The organism is Tigheibacillus halophilus (assembly GCF_042683165.1).
Taxonomy (GTDB): domain Bacteria; phylum Bacillota; class Bacilli; order Bacillales; family Amphibacillaceae; genus Tigheibacillus; species Tigheibacillus halophilus.
The window spans coordinates 21,817-36,459 of record NZ_JBHUIZ010000014.1; the positions used below are offsets into that span (position 1 = coordinate 21,817).

The following is a 14,643-nucleotide window of genomic DNA, read 5'->3' on the forward strand; positions in this document are numbered from 1 at the left end:
GTATTTCATAGACAGTCACCATCAAATTATGGTAGACTGTCTATAAGATAAATTACTTTCCGGACTCACTGTTGGCGCAGTGGGTTTTATTTTCGCCCAAAATTTTTCCGTATTTATTTATATACTTTTTCATCTCCATCTCATGAAAGATGATAGCAGTACTCAATGCTGATATTATTTTTTCCTCGTAAGTCTCATCCTTTACGGATTCATCGTGGTATTCTGCACCATACTTTTTACTGACCTCTGACATGATTTTTTTCTCTTTTTCCATCAATTTGAGGTTTTCTTCCAACATTTCAACGATGTACATTGGTAATTCCATCCCAATTCCTCCTTTCAGCTTATAATCAATGTGACACATAAAAATGCTAGGCTTGATGCAAACAAGATGTAATAGGTCCATTCCGATTCCACAATATGATTTATCACATTCCCATCTCCAATCGTTCAGCCAGTGACTGTTGCTGCTTTATTTCCATTTGATTCAACAACTCCATGGCTTCAACATGCATTTGCTTCCACCGGACCATATTTTCCAGCTCACGTAATGACCGAATGATGTTTTCGTGATATGCTGCAGCCTTTGCGAAATCACCACGCATATAATGCTCGATAGCGATTTTTAAACAGTATCCATAGCAATCCATTTCTCTATCTGCCTTTTCTTGATCAGATGCCAAGAACATGAAATATTCCCCCTACAATTGTTCCAGCTACAAGCTGTGTGATATTTTGCATGATGCTGATACCATCGATGCCGCAAAAGAATGCCACCATTACCTCCTGTGCTTGTGTATTCATCATCCATTGTTGAAATATTGAAATTGACGGCTCTTTCACATCGCTTTCAAATTTGCTTATATCCGATTGATTGACAAATAATCGGTGTGCCAGTTCCTCCTGACTTAACCCACTTCTCATTCTGCATGCCTTCAAAATCGCTCCGACTTTCACCAGTGCACCTCCCTTCGTTTATGGGAGATGATGTTAAAAATATATGTGAGACTTTCCCATTACATAATCAATCGTTCGCTACTTTTTTCGGGATTTGGTTAGATGCCTTTTGACCATCTTGCTCCATGGCCTTTTCTAGTAAAATGTCGTGCAGCAATCCGTAGGCCATCTTTTCTACCTGTTCAAAATTCGGCCCCTTGATGAGGGTAACGTTTACTTTTTTCATGTTCTCCTCCCCCATATTCCAAATTGGAATGTTAAAGATAATTAAATGTAAGTAAAATTGAGTTAACATTTTTAAATAATTTTATTTGTTGTTTGCAACTCTTGGTTGCAATTAACTTCAAAAAAAATAGTCCATGGAATATCTAAGACAACGGAAATTGCTTTTGCTACTTCTACAGACGGTCGTCTTTCTCCATTTTCTATCATCCCATAATATTGACGGGATATATCTTTATCAGTACATAAAGCAACTTGATTTTGAGTAAGGTTCTTATCTTTTCTAGCATTTACCAGTATTTCTTTTAATTGAATCTTATTCATTACAATCACCACCTTTAAGCAACTTTTAGTTACCATCTAATTATCATTATACGTAACTTTTAGTTTCTGTCAACAAATATTTGCCACTTTTAGTTTCCATAAGAGAAAAAGAAACATTTTGTTGCTATAATTATATTTATATAAAAGCGAGGAGATAAAATATGTTCTCGAAAAGACTAAAATATTTAAGAATAGAAAAGAAATTAACTCAACAAGCAATGGCTGATTTCCTTGGTATATCAAGACAAGGGTACGGTAAATACGAAGATGGAAAAAGTGAACCTGATCATGATACTTTAATAAAACTATCCTCTTTTTTTAAAGTAACTACAGATTATCTTCTTGGTAATACGGATGTCCCAAGCACAAAAACAGATAATTCTTTTAATGCTATAGATGAAATTAATCAACTTCTTAAAAAATACAACATAGATCAATCAGGCTTCTTTGATATCGAGAAATGGAAAGCAATGGGCCCAGAGGGGGTTAAGCAGTTAGATAGCTACTTTAAGTTTTTGACGGAACAGGCTGAGAAGGAAAACAAAGATAATCCTCTCAAGAACAAGGGAGGATTTAAAAAAAGCTAAATGGATTAAATTATTTTAAAAAAGTAGTTAACAGGTATTAACAAACGCATCTCACGGCACTCAAAATTGTAGTGCCATTTCTTTACATAGCAAGCAGGACTATATTCCTAATTATTCTAATGCTAAAAACATAGGAGGGATTAAACATGCATTTTATCGCAATCGACTTTGAATTAGCCAATTCATGGAACCGTTCCAGCGCTTGTTCAGTGGGACTAGTGGAATTACGAAATGAGAGGGTAGTGAATGAATATTATAGCTTAATTAACCCGAAAGACGAATTTGATTATTTTTGCATGGACATTCACGGCATAACTCCAGAAATGGTTGAAAATGAACCCACCTTTGATGAAATCTGGCCCGAACTGGAAACATTTCTTAACAACAACTTGGTCGTAGCACACAATGCCTCATTTGATATGAGTGTGCTTAGGCACTGTTTGAATGAAAACGCTCTACAATTCCCCGCGCTGAATTATGTCTGTAGTTATCTTCTTTCAAAAAGAATATATTCAGGGCTGCCTAGTTATCGCTTAGATTATTTAATAAAACATCACGGTTTAGAACAATTTGACCACCACCATGCGCTTAGTGATGCAAAGGCTGCAGCTGATTTGTTTAATCAATGCATATCGGATTCTGATTTTGATAGTTTAGAAGAAACAATTGCCCATCATGATTATCGATTAGGTAATTTGTGCTCTGATAATACATACCGGCCATTTAGCTCCACCCGTAAAAAGAAAAAAGTTAATGCACAAAGCATCACCACGACAAATACTGAATTTGATACAGATCATCCTTTTTACGATAAATCTTTTGTATTCACAGGAACATTAAAATCCATGAATAGGAAAGCTGCCATGCAAAAAGTTGTAGATATAGGCGGACTGTGTATGAATGGAGTAACAATGAATACAAATTTTTTGGTAGTTGGCATACAGGATCTCACAAAGCTTAAGGAAGGTACTACCAAAAGCAGCAAAATGATCAAAGCAGAAAAATACGCACATGAAGGCATTGATATAGAGATAATCGCTGAAGATGATTTTTTAAATATGCTTTAAAAAAGTGAGGGTTTTTTGTGGATTTTGGACAGATTCAAGAATTAATAAATTCTTTAAAGAGTATTATCGAAACGAATAAAATAATAAACATACCTGGTGTGGGACAAAAAGATAAAATCGAATTAAAAAGTAGTAGTTATCTCTTTTTTGTTGATTTAAATAGAAGTGGATACAAAAAACCAAAATGTACCTTTCAATTAAGAGAACAACAAAACAAAGATTTTCCACTACTAAGATTGGATATAATAGGTAGGACCCATAAAAATCCGGCTGGTGATTTTCCTTATGCTGATATGGATATTCCTTGTCCCCATCTACATATTGCTCATCCTGATTATGGCACAAGTATCGCCTATCCATTAAATGATACATATGCTAAAATAGTATTAACAGATAAAGAGTTGAACGATCTTGGAAAAGTATTATGTTCATTTTTAGAAAGATGTAATGTAGGGAACATTAATGAATATACAATTAATTATCAGGGTTCAATTTTTTAACACATAAAGGGGTGTGAATTATGATTGAGCAATTAAAAAAGGAATATTTGGAATGGACTCAACAAAAAATAAAGTTAGAGGAAAATGAGGACTTTGTTGAAATCACCACCCCTTTTGTAGATTTACACCATGACTATATTAGTTTGTTTTTCACTAAAACAGGTAACGGTTTTAAGATATCGGATGATGGATTTATTATGGATGAATTATCAAGCTTAAATGTGGATATTAAAGGTTCGAAGAAAAGGAAACATTTTTTTGCTTCTACTTTAAAAATATTCGGTGTAAATTATGATGAAAATACATCTGAACTGTACTTGAATTTCAATACCATTAACCAATATCCCGAAATGCAGCAAAGGTTGATTCAATGCATGCTAAGAGTATCTGATATGTTATTGACTTCAAGAAATAAAGTAATTAGTTTCTTTACCGAGGATATTTCAAATTTCTTTTTGGATAACGATGTGTTTTTTAATGAGTTTCCAAGCTTTATCGGAAAAACGGGAAGAAATAACACCTTTGACTTTTCATTACCAAAGTCAAGGAAAACCAAGCCGAAACTAATAAAGGCGATAAATACACCTTCAGCTGATTCTTATAAGGATCCACTTCTGGCATTTGTTGATGTAACTGAAACTATGAATGATCACGAGTTTATAGTCCTAGCTAATGATTCGAACATAAGCATTTCAAAAAAGTTTAGTGAGCCATTAGAAAATTATGGAGTCGATGTTTTACCATGGTCTCAAAGAAATAGCTGGGTACAAAAATTAAAATCCAGTTAAAATCTACTATAAGGTGTACATCTTTATGTGCACCTTTCTATACGCAAACAAACAGAACATACATTCTTTATAGGAAGGGATATTATTAAACATGACTTATACTGCAACAGCATTGGAGGACTGGATCACAACCAATTATTCACACCAACACATAAAAACGCCACAGGACATCAATTTAACGCGAATTGCACGATGGCATCATATTTATATTCATTACAGGGAAATGCCCGCCAGATACGATATATTTGGCAGATTTAAGTGCATCGTGGTTGATAAGCGTGTTTCTCTTGAAGAACAGCGCGAACAGTTCTTTCATGAACTATGCCATATTCTTCGGCATGCAGGTCATCAATCGATGTTGCCGGAGGCTTTTCGGGAACTTCAGGAGTGGGATGCAAACCGATTCGTCATGTATGCTGCCCTTCCCTATTCCATGGTGACGAAATATGATTTTGAAAATCCTTATCTTATTCAAGACCTGGCATACGATTTTAAAGTAACAGAAGGACTTTGTAAAAAACGAATGGAACAAATTAAAAGGAATTTGCTTTCTAATCAAATGATTGTTGCGGAACAAAAAGCTATGTATAATTGGGCGTAAAACCCCGTTAGAAAAGGGAAAGGCACGCAGTACCCTATAGACTTTGAGAATGAAATTCTTATGCATCTGCGAGCATTAAAAAAGGTGAAAAAAGATATCTCCCTCCACGATCCTATTGGGCAGGATAAAGAGGGAAATGAAATCAGCCTCATTGACATTCTGGAGGCCGAAAACGAAAATGTGATTGACTATATACAACTGAACATGGAAATCGCTAAAATGCAGGATTACTTTACCATTCTCGATAAACGTGAAAAGGAGGTCATCATTTATCGATATGGGTTGAATGGGAAAAAAGAGCTTACACAGCGGGAAATCGCTAAACGGCTCAACATTTCCAGAAGTTATGTATCGCGCATCGAAAAAAGAGCTCTGATGAAGGTATTTCATGAATATTATAGAAATGAACGAAGAAAATGACAGGTCAGAACTCAGAACCCATCAAATAAAAGTCAAATAGGAATCGAAAGCAATGCAGCAAGAAAAGTGTAAAAGTAAACTTTTCTTGCTGCTAAAAATTGTGGCGCCAAAATCACTTTGATCTCATTCTTTTTATTTGTTTTTCAAGTATATAAATATTCATACCAAATATTCCTGACATAACCACTATTAGTAAAGATGCTAAAAGTAATATCGGTCCGTCAGGATTAATTGCTATAAAAGTGTCGTTTACCCCTCCAAGGTACAAATATCCCCCGACAATAGCATAAACAACAAGCAAAATCCTGTAATCTTTCGCCTTATTGGTGAAGTACTCAAGTTGTTTATCGATAAGAATACCTCCCTTTATGGACATCATATCATAGATTTCCGGTTTCAAAGGAAGGTAATTTATGGATGAAAATGCCACCCATTGTTAAATTGATTCTTACAAGTGCCGAACCACTCCAATTATCAATAATGCCGCATGCTTTGCTGCTTGATTTAAAAATAAGTCAAATGAGACTGAAGAATCTTTACCAGCAATATCAGATAAAGCTCTGATAACGATAAAAGGACACTTGTATTGATAACAAACCTGGGCAATGGCCGCTGCTTCCATCTCGGCAGCTAACAGACCAGGAAACTTATTTTTAACAAAAGCGACTCGTTCCGTATCAGACATAAAAGAATCACCGGTGGCGATACTTCCCTGTCTCACATGCACATTGAAATTTTTAGCCGCTTCCACCGTCAGACTAATCAGCTTGGGATCAGATGCAAACATCGGCGGCATACCAGGGACTTGACCATAGGCGTAATCGAATGCTGTCACATCCACATCATGGTGGACCACTTGATTAGAAACGACAATATCTCCCACATTCAAATCTTGAGCAAAGCCTCCTGCAGATCCAGTATTGATCACGCATGAAGGAGCGAACCTTTCGTGCATGATGGTTGTAGCCATTGCTGCATTCACTTTACCAATACCTGATTTCAACAGTACAACGTCTCTATTCTCCAGATTTCCTGTAATAAACAAGGTACCGGCAACTGTAATTTCGTTTTTATCTTTCATTTTATTTAACAGCAATTCGACTTCTTCGTCCATTGCTCCAATAATACCAATTGTACCCATGGTGCTCCTCCTTGCATTAATGCGCCGGTTCTTTCAATTTCTCTACTTTGGTCACTTGCCAGCCTTTATTCTCTACCCAGGATAAAGCTACCCGGTAAATTTCTGACTGATCACTATTATAGATAGTCGTAGTAACATTCTGATCCCCTGCATTTCCAACCCAATAGGTCGTTAGATCATTTTCGTCCAAACCTGTTGCATCTGCCGCAGCGTGTGCGATCTCTTTCCTGTCTTCTGACCCATCGTCATAGTTGGTGGTGTGCGGTCCAGACTGATCTGTGCCCGCAGGGTCCCAATCAGCAGTATAAGCTTCTACGACATTACTATCATCTGTTTCCACTTTTTTCTTGTTTATTTCCTTATCGTCAGTACTATCTTCCTTGTCTTTTTCAGAATCATCTTTGTCTGCCTGCTCTGTGTCATTCGTTTCGTGGCCATTGTCGCCATCATCTTCGGTTATTTTAATATTCTCATTTTCTGCAGGCTGATTTGATGCTTCATTACTTCCATTACCAAACAGCCAAATGCCCGCCAAGACAACAACAAGTACTCCTGCGATTAGAAGCAGAAGAGAAATTCGTTTTTTGTTTTTTCTGCGTTTTTCAAATTTATCGAGGCGGCTTTTAGAGTCCATAGAATCGACATCTCCTTATCCACATCACCATAAAAATCTTGCATATAGGGACTTTACAACATTCATTAATACGTTAGGATATTCCCTACTCCACTTTAAGAATTTTTACGACAATGTCTCCGCCAGGTGTATTGACAGTAACCTCTGCATCAACCTCTTGCCCGATGAGATTTTTAGCCATTGGTGAATCATTGGAAATTTTCCCTTCGAATGGATCTGCTTCTGCACTACCGACAATAGTGTACGTTTCTTCTTCACCGTCTGGCAGTTCCTGGAAAGTGACGGATTTACCCAAAGCGACCACATTGGGATTATTCCCATCGTTTTCGATGATGACAGCGTTACGAATCATTTTTTCTATTTGAGCAATACGTGACTCAACAAATGCCTGCTCGTCTTTAGCCGCATCATATTCGGAGTTCTCGGATAAATCTCCGAAGTCCCTGGCTACTTTAATTCTTTCAACAACTTCCTGACGCTTATCAGTCTTCAATGTCAATAATTCTTGTTCTAATTTCTCTTTTCCCTCTTGAGTCATATAGTAACTTTTCTCTGTAGACATGAAAAACACTCCTTTTTTTATCCTAAACTTTCATTGATCACTAATTCATGATACATAAAAACGAGCCGCAAACCAATTGCGCTCGGAATGTGATGGCATTGCAATTACAAAGTTACTATGCCAGATTTCATGCAAACTTGCAATCATTTCTATTTCCGATTTTTAGCCAGAATGGTTTCTATTTTCGTTGCCATCAAATCGATAGCGACATGATTCTGGCCGCCCTCAGGGATGATAATATCTGCATAACGCTTTGTTGGCTCCACAAACTGCAGATGCATCGGTCTTACACTGTTGATGTATTGCTCAATGACAGAATCCAATGATCTGCCGCGTTCTTTAATATCTCTCATCATTCTGCGGATAATACGTAAATCAGCATCTGTATCCACAAATAGTTTGATATCCATTAGATCCACAAGTCTAGGATCTTCCAATATCAATATGCCTTCTAAAATGATTACTTCTTTAGGCTCAATCGGTATCACTTTTTTTGATCTCGTATGGATCTTATAATCATAAACAGGTTTTGAAACCGGTTTTCCTGCCAGTAGTTCATGAATATGCTGAATGAGCAAGTCATTGTCAAATGCCAGCGGGTGATCATAATTGGTATTCAATCTTTCTTCAAATGGAAGATGACTTTGATCTTTGTAATAATAATCTTGTTCTATTACCAAAATTGTTTTATCGGAAAATTTCTGGCAGATGGATCTGGTGACAGATGTTTTTCCACTGCCACTTCCTCCTGCAACCCCGATAACTACAGGTTTTCCTTGCATCTCGTTATTCCCTTCCATCATTCATTTTAAAAATATGAATTTGTTTCAGAATTATTCCTTCTGCAAACTATTGCTTTTTGCAGCTAACTGCAACTCCATCGCCGATTGGAAAAATGGCGGTATCATATTCCTGCAATCTGCAAATCCAATCGTTGAATGTTTTGATCCTTTTTACCATTTTTTGGTACCTTGGATGTTCAAAATTATCTTCCGCAACGTAGCCTCTGAAGAGGACGTTATCTGTGACGATGACACCATCTGGCTTCAACAACGCCATTGCCTTTTCAAAAAACTGTTTGTACTGCCCCTTCGCAGCATCGATGAAAATGATATCAAACAAACATTCATTTGAAAGCAGACGCTCCATTTCCTGTATGGCATCATTATAAATTACTCGGATGGTATTCGCTTTATCCTGGCCAGTGATATTTGCTACTGCCTGATTGTACCGTTTTTCGTCTTTTTCAATCGTAATGATCTTTGACTTTGGACATGCCTCAGACATACGAAGCGCTGAATAGCCGATCGCAGTCCCTACTTCCAATATGGCAGCGGGCTGTTTAATACGGGTAAGCTGCATCAAAAAATGCATGCTGTCGTCTTCCATGATCGGAATATGATCTTTTTCCGCTTGAATCTTTAAATTCTTAACCCAGGGACTATCCTGCGGCTTCAATTTGTTCAAATAACCTTTAATTTGTTCTTCCATTGTAAATACCTCTTTTATACTATACCATTTTTTCAACTCCAGGAAAACGTTGAGCTTTTTTGGCTACTTCCAGGCTGCAAATGTATCTTCCCTGTATTAGAAATATGGGAATGTGAGCGTCCCACATTCCCTTAAATACCTCCAATTGATGATAAAGCGGAATTCGTTCAAGGCCGGTTCCCAGACTCATGTGTCCCCTCATCGCATACTCACCCTTCCATTCAGAGGAAGTGATTAGTACAAGGTGTAAACAACGTCCTGTCTTACGACATAAATAAAATTATTTAATATGTTTTTTCTTCAACTTCAAATGATCATCATAATTTTTAGCATAATAGATATTGCCATCACTGTCATGCAGAAAATATTTATAATCCGTTTTTGCTGGTTCGACAATCGCCTTCAAGGAATCCTCGGAAAAATTGGAGATAGGGCCGACCGGTAATCCTTCAATCTTATAGGTATTGTATGGAGAATTGACTTCCAGGTCTTTTAACAACACCTTTGATTTGTGTTTGCCAAGTGCGTATTGTACCGTTGGATCCGTTTGCAGTTTCATCCCGTCATCCATACGGTTATAGAACACGCTAGCTATTTTTTTGCGCTGGTTGCTTGAACTAGCCTCATTTTCTACCAGTGAAGCCATAGTGACCGCTTCATGAACAGTCAGTTTCCTGGATTTGATTTGTTTCAAATATGGCGTAACTACCGATTCCGTTTTATCAAGCATTGCCGTGATTACTTCATCTGCAGACGGATCCTTATCATAGTATTTATAAGTCGCAGCAAATAAATATCCTTCCAATGGTGACTTGATCTTTTTATTCAAAATATCTTTCGTCAATATCGAAGGGTATTTGTCCATCAGTTTTTTTACATATTTCTTATCATTTACCTTTTGTATGAATTCATCTTTCTTGATAGGCATTTTTTTGGAATATATATCTGCAATTTGATCAATTGTTTTCCCTTCAGGGATCGTGACTTTGTATTTAGCCTCTTGAACCAATTTACCTTTTTTCAAGGAAGCGATGATTTCATCCAAGTTCATTGCAGGATTAAAAGTATATTTTCCCGCTTGGAAATCCGATTCATTCTTGAACTTCACATAAAATCTGAATACACGTCCATCCTTGATCACCCCTTTGTCCTCCAGAACCTGTCCGATTTCAGAAGTGGATGAACCCATTGGTATCTCAAGCTTCACTTTTTCCTGACTATCCGGATCGAGGGGCTTCAATGCGGATTTTATGTACATATAACCAGAAATACCGCCTACTACCAAAATCAAAATCAAAGAGATTAATATGATGGAGACTATTTTGCGTACGGTTTTTGCTTCTTCGCTTCTCTGAAGCAAGTTCTGCTTATATGTATTATTCTTATTTTTATCCTTGGCCATACAACTACTCCTCTCATCCGGTATATTATACTAAAAAAAAGCAATATACGCTATACCTAGACAAGAAAAGCAGTTATTCGCGCGTGACTAAAAGAAAAGCTGATGTAGATTACATCAGCTTTTCTGGAAAGATATCCTTATGAAACTGTCAGCCATGTTTGATCAATGATCATGTGTTTCCTCATCTGCAAGTGTATTCAGCATTTCTTCCACCAGTTCCCATTCTTCATCGTCTTCAATCGGGAACAGAGCCAAATCATCGTCATCTTGTCCTTTTTCCTCATAACGGAATGCATATACTTCCACTTCATCATCGTCTTTTTGTTCTGCAGGTACTACAGCGATGTATGATTGGTTCGTTTCATCCACATCAAAAGTGAACAGCACCTCAAATAAATGTTCTTCTCCATTTTCATCGGGTATGATAATTCTTTCTTTTTCTTCCAACGCCATTTCTTCACCATCCTGTCATTATGATTGATAGCTCTGTCTGCTATCCAGGTATCCTTGCAATATCATGATTGCCGCCATTTTATCGATGACTTTTTTACGTTTTTTCCTGCTCATATCAGCTTCAAGGAGAACACGTTCTGCAGCTGCTGTGGTTAAACGTTCATCCCATAATGTAACAGGGATGTGGAAAGTGTTTTCGATATGCTTGGCATATTTCTCAGAAGCCTGTCCACGTTCTCCGATTGTGCCGTTCATATTTTTGGGTAAGCCCACCACAGCCATCCCAATGTCATTGGCAGCAATGATTTCCGACAACTCGGCATCCGCTGATTTGATGTTTTGTTCATTCCATAAAATGGTTTTGACTCCTTGCGCTGTCCACCCTAGTTCATCACTGATAGATACACCTATCGTTTTGGAACCGACGTCCAATCCAATCATTTTCAATTGTTCAATTTTCCTTTCTTTTCTCAAGGTAGTATTTGACCAGCTCCTCAATCACCTCATCACGTTCGACTTTGCGGATCAAATTACGCGCATCATTATGGCGAGGGATATAGGCAGGATCTCCTGACAACAAGTAGCCCACAATCTGATTAATTGGATTGTAGCCTTTCTCTTTCAGCGATTGATGTACTGTCTGCAGGATGTCCCTGATATCTCGCTCAAATGGTTCTTCGGAAAAATTAAACTTCATTGTTTTATCAATTGAACTCATCTCGACACCCCATTTGCGATTTTCATTCTATTTCATTATTCTAACACGTTTAGAAGTTTTATTATATTGATTTGTCCTCATTTATATGATCTGACACATATTGTTTGGCATATTTTAATGCTTCGGCTATTTTTTCAGGTTTTTTTCCGCCGGCTTGAGCCATATCTGGACGTCCGCCGCCTCCGCCACCACATATGGAAGCAGCTTGTTTGATCAAATTTCCTGCATGGAAGCCTTTTTCGATTAAATCCTTTGAAACTCCTGCAGCCAAATGTACTTTTTGGTCATTTGCTGCAGCTAACAAAATGACTGCTGAATCGACACGTTGTTTCAAATCGTCCATCATGCTGCGTAACTGACTCATATCTTTTACCTGTACTTCTTTAGCCAACAGTTGGACATCACCGATTGTTTCAATATCATCCGTCATACTGGCAGCTTGTGCATGGGCAATTTTAGCCTGTAGTGACTCATTATCCCTTTCGGCAGATTTCAATTCCATGAATAAAGATTCAATACGGGAAACAACATTATCCTCACTTGTTTTTAGCTGTTGCTGAACTTGTTCTAAAACAGAAAGCTTCTCATTCAAATATTCATATGCACGTTTACTGGTCACGGCTTCAATCCGGCGCGTTCCAGCACCGATTCCGCTTTCGGAAACAATTTTAAACAGACCGATTTCCGACGTATTGACAACGTGACAGCCTCCGCATAATTCCAGACTGTAATCTCCTATTTGAACAACGCGGACAATATCACCGTATTTTTCACCAAATAATGCCATCGCTCCCATATCTTTCGCTTCTTGCAAATTTTTATGAGCGATATGCAATGGCAATTCAGCCCAAATTTTCTCGTTGACAATATGTTCTATCTGCTTCAATTCATCTGGCTTGATCGGACTAAAATGCGAAAAATCGAATCGTAAACGCTCTGATTCCACAAGTGAGCCCGCTTGATTAACATGTGTACCAAGCACATCCTTCAATGCTTGATGCAGCAAGTGTGTGGCAGTATGGTTTTTCGTGATGAATTGACGCATTTCCTTATCAATACGTGCAGATGCAGCTTCATCACAGGATACCGTTCCTTCTGTGATGGTGGCTTGCTGAATGTGTATGCCTTTTGGAGATTTAAAAACCTGATTGACAACCGCTAAACCGCTCTCTGTTTGGATAGTTCCTTTATCAGCGACTTGACCGCCACTCTCTGCATAGAAAGGCGTTTCTGTTAACACGATGAATACGTCATCACCTGCGTCTGCTTGCTTGACAGCCTTTTTATCTTTAATCAGATAAGCAATGGCAGTATCTGTTTCGGTCTGCTTATAACCCGCAAATGTACTCGTTACAGGTATCTTTGTAAACACATCATCCTGGACATGCATTGAATCGACTTTCTGGCGAGCATTTCTTGCGCGCTCCCGCTGCTTTTCCATCTCTGCTTCATAACCCGCTTCATCAATGGTGAATCCTTCCTCGGCAACATATTCTTCTGTTAATTCTTTGGGAAAACCGTAAGTGTCATATAGGCGAAACACTTCTGTACCAGGGAACACATCGCTGCCATGTTCTTTCTCTTTTGCAATGATCGTGCTAAGCATATCCAGTCCGTCATTCAGCGTCTCATGAAATCTTTCCTCTTCCACCTTAATAACATCAGCAATGAATGTCTGCTGTTTCACGACTTGCGGGTAAAAATCCTCCATAATTTGACCAACGACTGGTACCAGTTTATACATAAACGGTTTTTCAATGCCGATTTGCTTCGCAAAACGAACAGCTCTGCGCAGTAAACGACGAAGTACATAGCCACGTCCTTCATTTGACGGCAGGGCGCCGTCGCCAATCGCAAATGATACGGTACGAATATGGTCTGCGATCACTTTAAATGCAGTATCTGCCTGCTCGCCATCTCCATAACGAGCCGAGGACATTTTTTCCGTAGCTTTGATAATTGGCATGAACAAATCCGTATCATAGTTCGTCGCCACATTCTGAATCACTGACACAACCCTTTCGAGTCCCATTCCGGTATCAATATTTTTCTTAGGGAGCGGTGTGTAGGTATCATCAGGGTTATGGTTAAATTGGGAAAAAACGAGGTTCCAAACCTCAAGATACCGATTATTTTCGCCACCCGGATAAAGCTCTGGATCATCAGGGCCATTACCATATGCTTCTCCCCGGTCGTAGAAAATTTCCGTATTCGGTCCGCTCGGTCCCTCTCCGATATCCCAAAAATTTTCCTCCAGACGGATAATACGTTCTTTCGGCAGACCGATTTCATTCATCCAAAGTTCATATGCCTCATCATCTTCCGGATGGACGGTAACGGAAAGCAATTTCTCCTCGAAAGCAAGCCATTTCGGACTAGTTAAAAATTCCCACGCCCATACAATGGCATCTTTTTTAAAATAATCGCCAATTGAAAAATTACCCAGCATTTCAAAGAAAGTATGATGACGTGCAGTATAGCCGACATTTTCAATATCATTTGTCCGAATTGATTTTTGTGCATTTACCAGACGCGGATTTTCTGGTACAACACTGCCATCAAAATATTTTTTCATTGTTGCAACGCCACTGTTAATCCAAAGAAGTGTTGGGTCATCTTTAGGAATGAGTGATGCGCTCGGCTCCACGCGATGTCCTTTTTCTTTAAAAAAGTCCAAAAACATTTGCCTTACTTGAGCTGATGTAAGTTGTTTCATTATAAAAAACCTCCAATTTGTAGTTAGTCTATGCAGGAATGAAAAACGGCAATAAAAAAA

Annotated in this window: 20 protein-coding genes and 1 pseudogene; 6 read left to right on the forward strand and 15 right to left on the reverse strand. The window is 38.2% G+C overall.

Going from position 1 to position 14,643, the window contains the following annotated elements:
• Positions 1-52: 52 nt before the first annotated feature.
• The 5 genes from ACFSMW_RS14695 to ACFSMW_RS14715 all read right to left on the reverse strand — a co-directional run bounded on the left by ACFSMW_RS14695 (position 53) and on the right by ACFSMW_RS14715 (position 1,503).
• On the reverse strand, positions 53-325 hold the full coding sequence (locus ACFSMW_RS14695; protein ID WP_390356891.1) for a hypothetical protein: 273 nt from the start codon (positions 323-325) through the stop codon (positions 53-55).
• A 103-nt stretch (positions 326-428) separates the two neighbouring features.
• A complete protein-coding gene (locus tag ACFSMW_RS14700; RefSeq protein WP_390356893.1) occupies positions 429-689 on the reverse strand; it encodes a hypothetical protein in 261 nt (86 codons plus the stop codon).
• Positions 673-957, reverse strand: a complete 285-nt coding sequence (locus ACFSMW_RS14705; protein WP_390356895.1) for a helix-turn-helix domain-containing protein — start codon at positions 955-957, stop codon at positions 673-675. Before ACFSMW_RS14705 ends, ACFSMW_RS14700 begins: the two co-directional genes overlap by 17 nt.
• A 67-nt stretch (positions 958-1,024) precedes the next feature.
• Positions 1,025-1,183 carry a hypothetical protein gene (locus tag ACFSMW_RS14710; RefSeq protein ID WP_390356897.1) on the reverse strand — a complete coding sequence of 53 codons (159 nt, stop codon included), beginning with the start codon at positions 1,181-1,183 and terminating at the stop codon, positions 1,025-1,027.
• Positions 1,184-1,254: 71 nt separating this feature from the next.
• Positions 1,255-1,503: a helix-turn-helix transcriptional regulator gene (locus ACFSMW_RS14715; protein WP_390356899.1), complete on the reverse strand. Its 249-nt coding sequence runs from the start codon at positions 1,501-1,503 to the stop codon at positions 1,255-1,257.
• Positions 1,504-1,664: 161 nt separating this feature from the next.
• Here ACFSMW_RS14715 and ACFSMW_RS14720 point away from each other — a divergent pair, with 161 nt between their 5' ends.
• From ACFSMW_RS14720 to ACFSMW_RS14745, 6 genes and pseudogenes are all read left to right on the forward strand, one after another.
• Positions 1,665-2,090: a helix-turn-helix domain-containing protein gene (locus ACFSMW_RS14720; protein ID WP_390356901.1), complete on the forward strand. Its 426-nt coding sequence runs from the start codon at positions 1,665-1,667 to the stop codon at positions 2,088-2,090.
• Positions 2,091-2,236: 146 nt separating this feature from the next.
• Positions 2,237-3,157 (forward strand): exonuclease domain-containing protein, encoded by a 921-nt coding sequence (locus tag ACFSMW_RS14725; RefSeq protein WP_390356903.1) that lies wholly within the window; start codon positions 2,237-2,239, stop codon positions 3,155-3,157.
• A gap of 17 nt (positions 3,158-3,174) precedes the next feature.
• Complete coding sequence (locus ACFSMW_RS14730; RefSeq protein ID WP_390356905.1) at positions 3,175-3,657, forward strand: DUF6978 family protein; 483 nt, start codon at positions 3,175-3,177, stop codon at positions 3,655-3,657.
• A gap of 20 nt (positions 3,658-3,677) precedes the next feature.
• Positions 3,678-4,445 (forward strand): DUF1829 domain-containing protein, encoded by a 768-nt coding sequence (locus ACFSMW_RS14735; RefSeq protein ID WP_390356906.1) that lies wholly within the window; start codon positions 3,678-3,680, stop codon positions 4,443-4,445.
• A 91-nt stretch (positions 4,446-4,536) separates the two neighbouring features.
• On the forward strand, positions 4,537-5,046 hold the full coding sequence (locus ACFSMW_RS14740; protein ID WP_390356908.1) for an ImmA/IrrE family metallo-endopeptidase: 510 nt from the start codon (positions 4,537-4,539) through the stop codon (positions 5,044-5,046).
• A 15-nt stretch (positions 5,047-5,061) separates the two neighbouring features.
• Positions 5,062-5,466 (forward strand): annotated as a pseudogene (locus ACFSMW_RS14745) (sigma-70 family RNA polymerase sigma factor); the annotation flags it as partial.
• A gap of 448 nt (positions 5,467-5,914) precedes the next feature.
• Here the strand turns inward: ACFSMW_RS14745 and mtnN are convergent.
• The 10 genes from mtnN to alaS form a co-directional block, all read right to left on the reverse strand.
• Positions 5,915-6,607 carry a 5'-methylthioadenosine/S-adenosylhomocysteine nucleosidase gene (mtnN, locus tag ACFSMW_RS14750; RefSeq protein ID WP_390356910.1) on the reverse strand — a complete coding sequence of 231 codons (693 nt, stop codon included), beginning with the start codon at positions 6,605-6,607 and terminating at the stop codon, positions 5,915-5,917.
• Between the two features lie 16 nt (positions 6,608-6,623).
• The gene (locus ACFSMW_RS14755) at positions 6,624-7,241 is read right to left on the reverse strand and encodes a YrrS family protein (protein WP_390356912.1); all 618 of its coding nucleotides are present in this window, start codon (positions 7,239-7,241) and stop codon (positions 6,624-6,626) included.
• A gap of 85 nt (positions 7,242-7,326) precedes the next feature.
• Positions 7,327-7,803, reverse strand: a complete 477-nt coding sequence (gene greA / locus ACFSMW_RS14760) for a transcription elongation factor GreA (protein ID WP_390356914.1) — start codon at positions 7,801-7,803, stop codon at positions 7,327-7,329.
• 149 nt (positions 7,804-7,952) lie between these two features.
• Entirely contained in the window at positions 7,953-8,585 is a 633-nt protein-coding gene (gene udk / locus ACFSMW_RS14765) for a uridine kinase (RefSeq protein WP_390356916.1), read from the reverse strand.
• 67 nt (positions 8,586-8,652) lie between these two features.
• The gene (locus ACFSMW_RS14770) at positions 8,653-9,294 is read right to left on the reverse strand and encodes an O-methyltransferase (RefSeq protein ID WP_390356918.1); all 642 of its coding nucleotides are present in this window, start codon (positions 9,292-9,294) and stop codon (positions 8,653-8,655) included.
• A gap of 280 nt (positions 9,295-9,574) precedes the next feature.
• Positions 9,575-10,696: an endolytic transglycosylase MltG gene (mltG, locus tag ACFSMW_RS14775; RefSeq protein WP_390356920.1), complete on the reverse strand. Its 1,122-nt coding sequence runs from the start codon at positions 10,694-10,696 to the stop codon at positions 9,575-9,577.
• 162 nt (positions 10,697-10,858) lie between these two features.
• A complete protein-coding gene (locus tag ACFSMW_RS14780; protein WP_390356922.1) occupies positions 10,859-11,149 on the reverse strand; it encodes a DUF1292 domain-containing protein in 291 nt (96 codons plus the stop codon).
• Positions 11,150-11,167: 18 nt separating this feature from the next.
• Positions 11,168-11,596: a Holliday junction resolvase RuvX gene (gene ruvX, locus ACFSMW_RS14785; RefSeq protein ID WP_390357270.1), complete on the reverse strand. Its 429-nt coding sequence runs from the start codon at positions 11,594-11,596 to the stop codon at positions 11,168-11,170.
• A 4-nt stretch (positions 11,597-11,600) separates the two neighbouring features.
• Entirely contained in the window at positions 11,601-11,867 is a 267-nt protein-coding gene (locus ACFSMW_RS14790) for an IreB family regulatory phosphoprotein (RefSeq protein ID WP_390356924.1), read from the reverse strand.
• A 61-nt stretch (positions 11,868-11,928) separates the two neighbouring features.
• Positions 11,929-14,583 (reverse strand): alanine--tRNA ligase, encoded by a 2,655-nt coding sequence (gene alaS / locus ACFSMW_RS14795; protein WP_390356926.1) that lies wholly within the window; start codon positions 14,581-14,583, stop codon positions 11,929-11,931.
• Positions 14,584-14,643: the final 60 nt, after the last annotated feature.

What these genes read in the sequence shown, in the direction of transcription:
- ACFSMW_RS14770 (WP_390356918.1), bottom strand. Translation starts at nt 9,294, where the DNA reads ATGGAAGAACAAATTAAAGGTTATTTGAACAAATTGAAGCCGCAGGAT.
- ACFSMW_RS14695 (WP_390356891.1), bottom strand. Translation starts at nt 325, where the DNA reads ATGGAATTACCAATGTACATCGTTGAAATGTTGGAAGAAAACCTCAAA.
- ACFSMW_RS14725 (WP_390356903.1), top strand. Translation starts at nt 2,237, where the DNA reads ATGCATTTTATCGCAATCGACTTTGAATTAGCCAATTCATGGAACCGT.
- ACFSMW_RS14735 (WP_390356906.1), top strand. Translation starts at nt 3,678, where the DNA reads ATGATTGAGCAATTAAAAAAGGAATATTTGGAATGGACTCAACAAAAA.
- ACFSMW_RS14755 (WP_390356912.1), bottom strand. Translation starts at nt 7,241, where the DNA reads ATGGACTCTAAAAGCCGCCTCGATAAATTTGAAAAACGCAGAAAAAAC.
- ACFSMW_RS14700 (WP_390356893.1), bottom strand. Translation starts at nt 689, where the DNA reads ATGTTCTTGGCATCTGATCAAGAAAAGGCAGATAGAGAAATGGATTGC.
- ACFSMW_RS14780 (WP_390356922.1), bottom strand. Translation starts at nt 11,149, where the DNA reads ATGGCGTTGGAAGAAAAAGAAAGAATTATCATACCCGATGAAAATGGA.
- ACFSMW_RS14720 (WP_390356901.1), top strand. Translation starts at nt 1,665, where the DNA reads ATGTTCTCGAAAAGACTAAAATATTTAAGAATAGAAAAGAAATTAACT.
- ACFSMW_RS14710 (WP_390356897.1), bottom strand. Translation starts at nt 1,183, where the DNA reads ATGAAAAAAGTAAACGTTACCCTCATCAAGGGGCCGAATTTTGAACAG.
- alaS (WP_390356926.1), bottom strand. Translation starts at nt 14,583, where the DNA reads ATGAAACAACTTACATCAGCTCAAGTAAGGCAAATGTTTTTGGACTTT.
- mltG (WP_390356920.1), bottom strand. Translation starts at nt 10,696, where the DNA reads ATGGCCAAGGATAAAAATAAGAATAATACATATAAGCAGAACTTGCTT.
- udk (WP_390356916.1), bottom strand. Translation starts at nt 8,585, where the DNA reads ATGCAAGGAAAACCTGTAGTTATCGGGGTTGCAGGAGGAAGTGGCAGT.
- mtnN (WP_390356910.1), bottom strand. Translation starts at nt 6,607, where the DNA reads ATGGGTACAATTGGTATTATTGGAGCAATGGACGAAGAAGTCGAATTG.
- ACFSMW_RS14740 (WP_390356908.1), top strand. Translation starts at nt 4,537, where the DNA reads ATGACTTATACTGCAACAGCATTGGAGGACTGGATCACAACCAATTAT.
- greA (WP_390356914.1), bottom strand. Translation starts at nt 7,803, where the DNA reads ATGTCTACAGAGAAAAGTTACTATATGACTCAAGAGGGAAAAGAGAAA.
- ACFSMW_RS14715 (WP_390356899.1), bottom strand. Translation starts at nt 1,503, where the DNA reads ATGAATAAGATTCAATTAAAAGAAATACTGGTAAATGCTAGAAAAGAT.
- ACFSMW_RS14790 (WP_390356924.1), bottom strand. Translation starts at nt 11,867, where the DNA reads ATGAGTTCAATTGATAAAACAATGAAGTTTAATTTTTCCGAAGAACCA.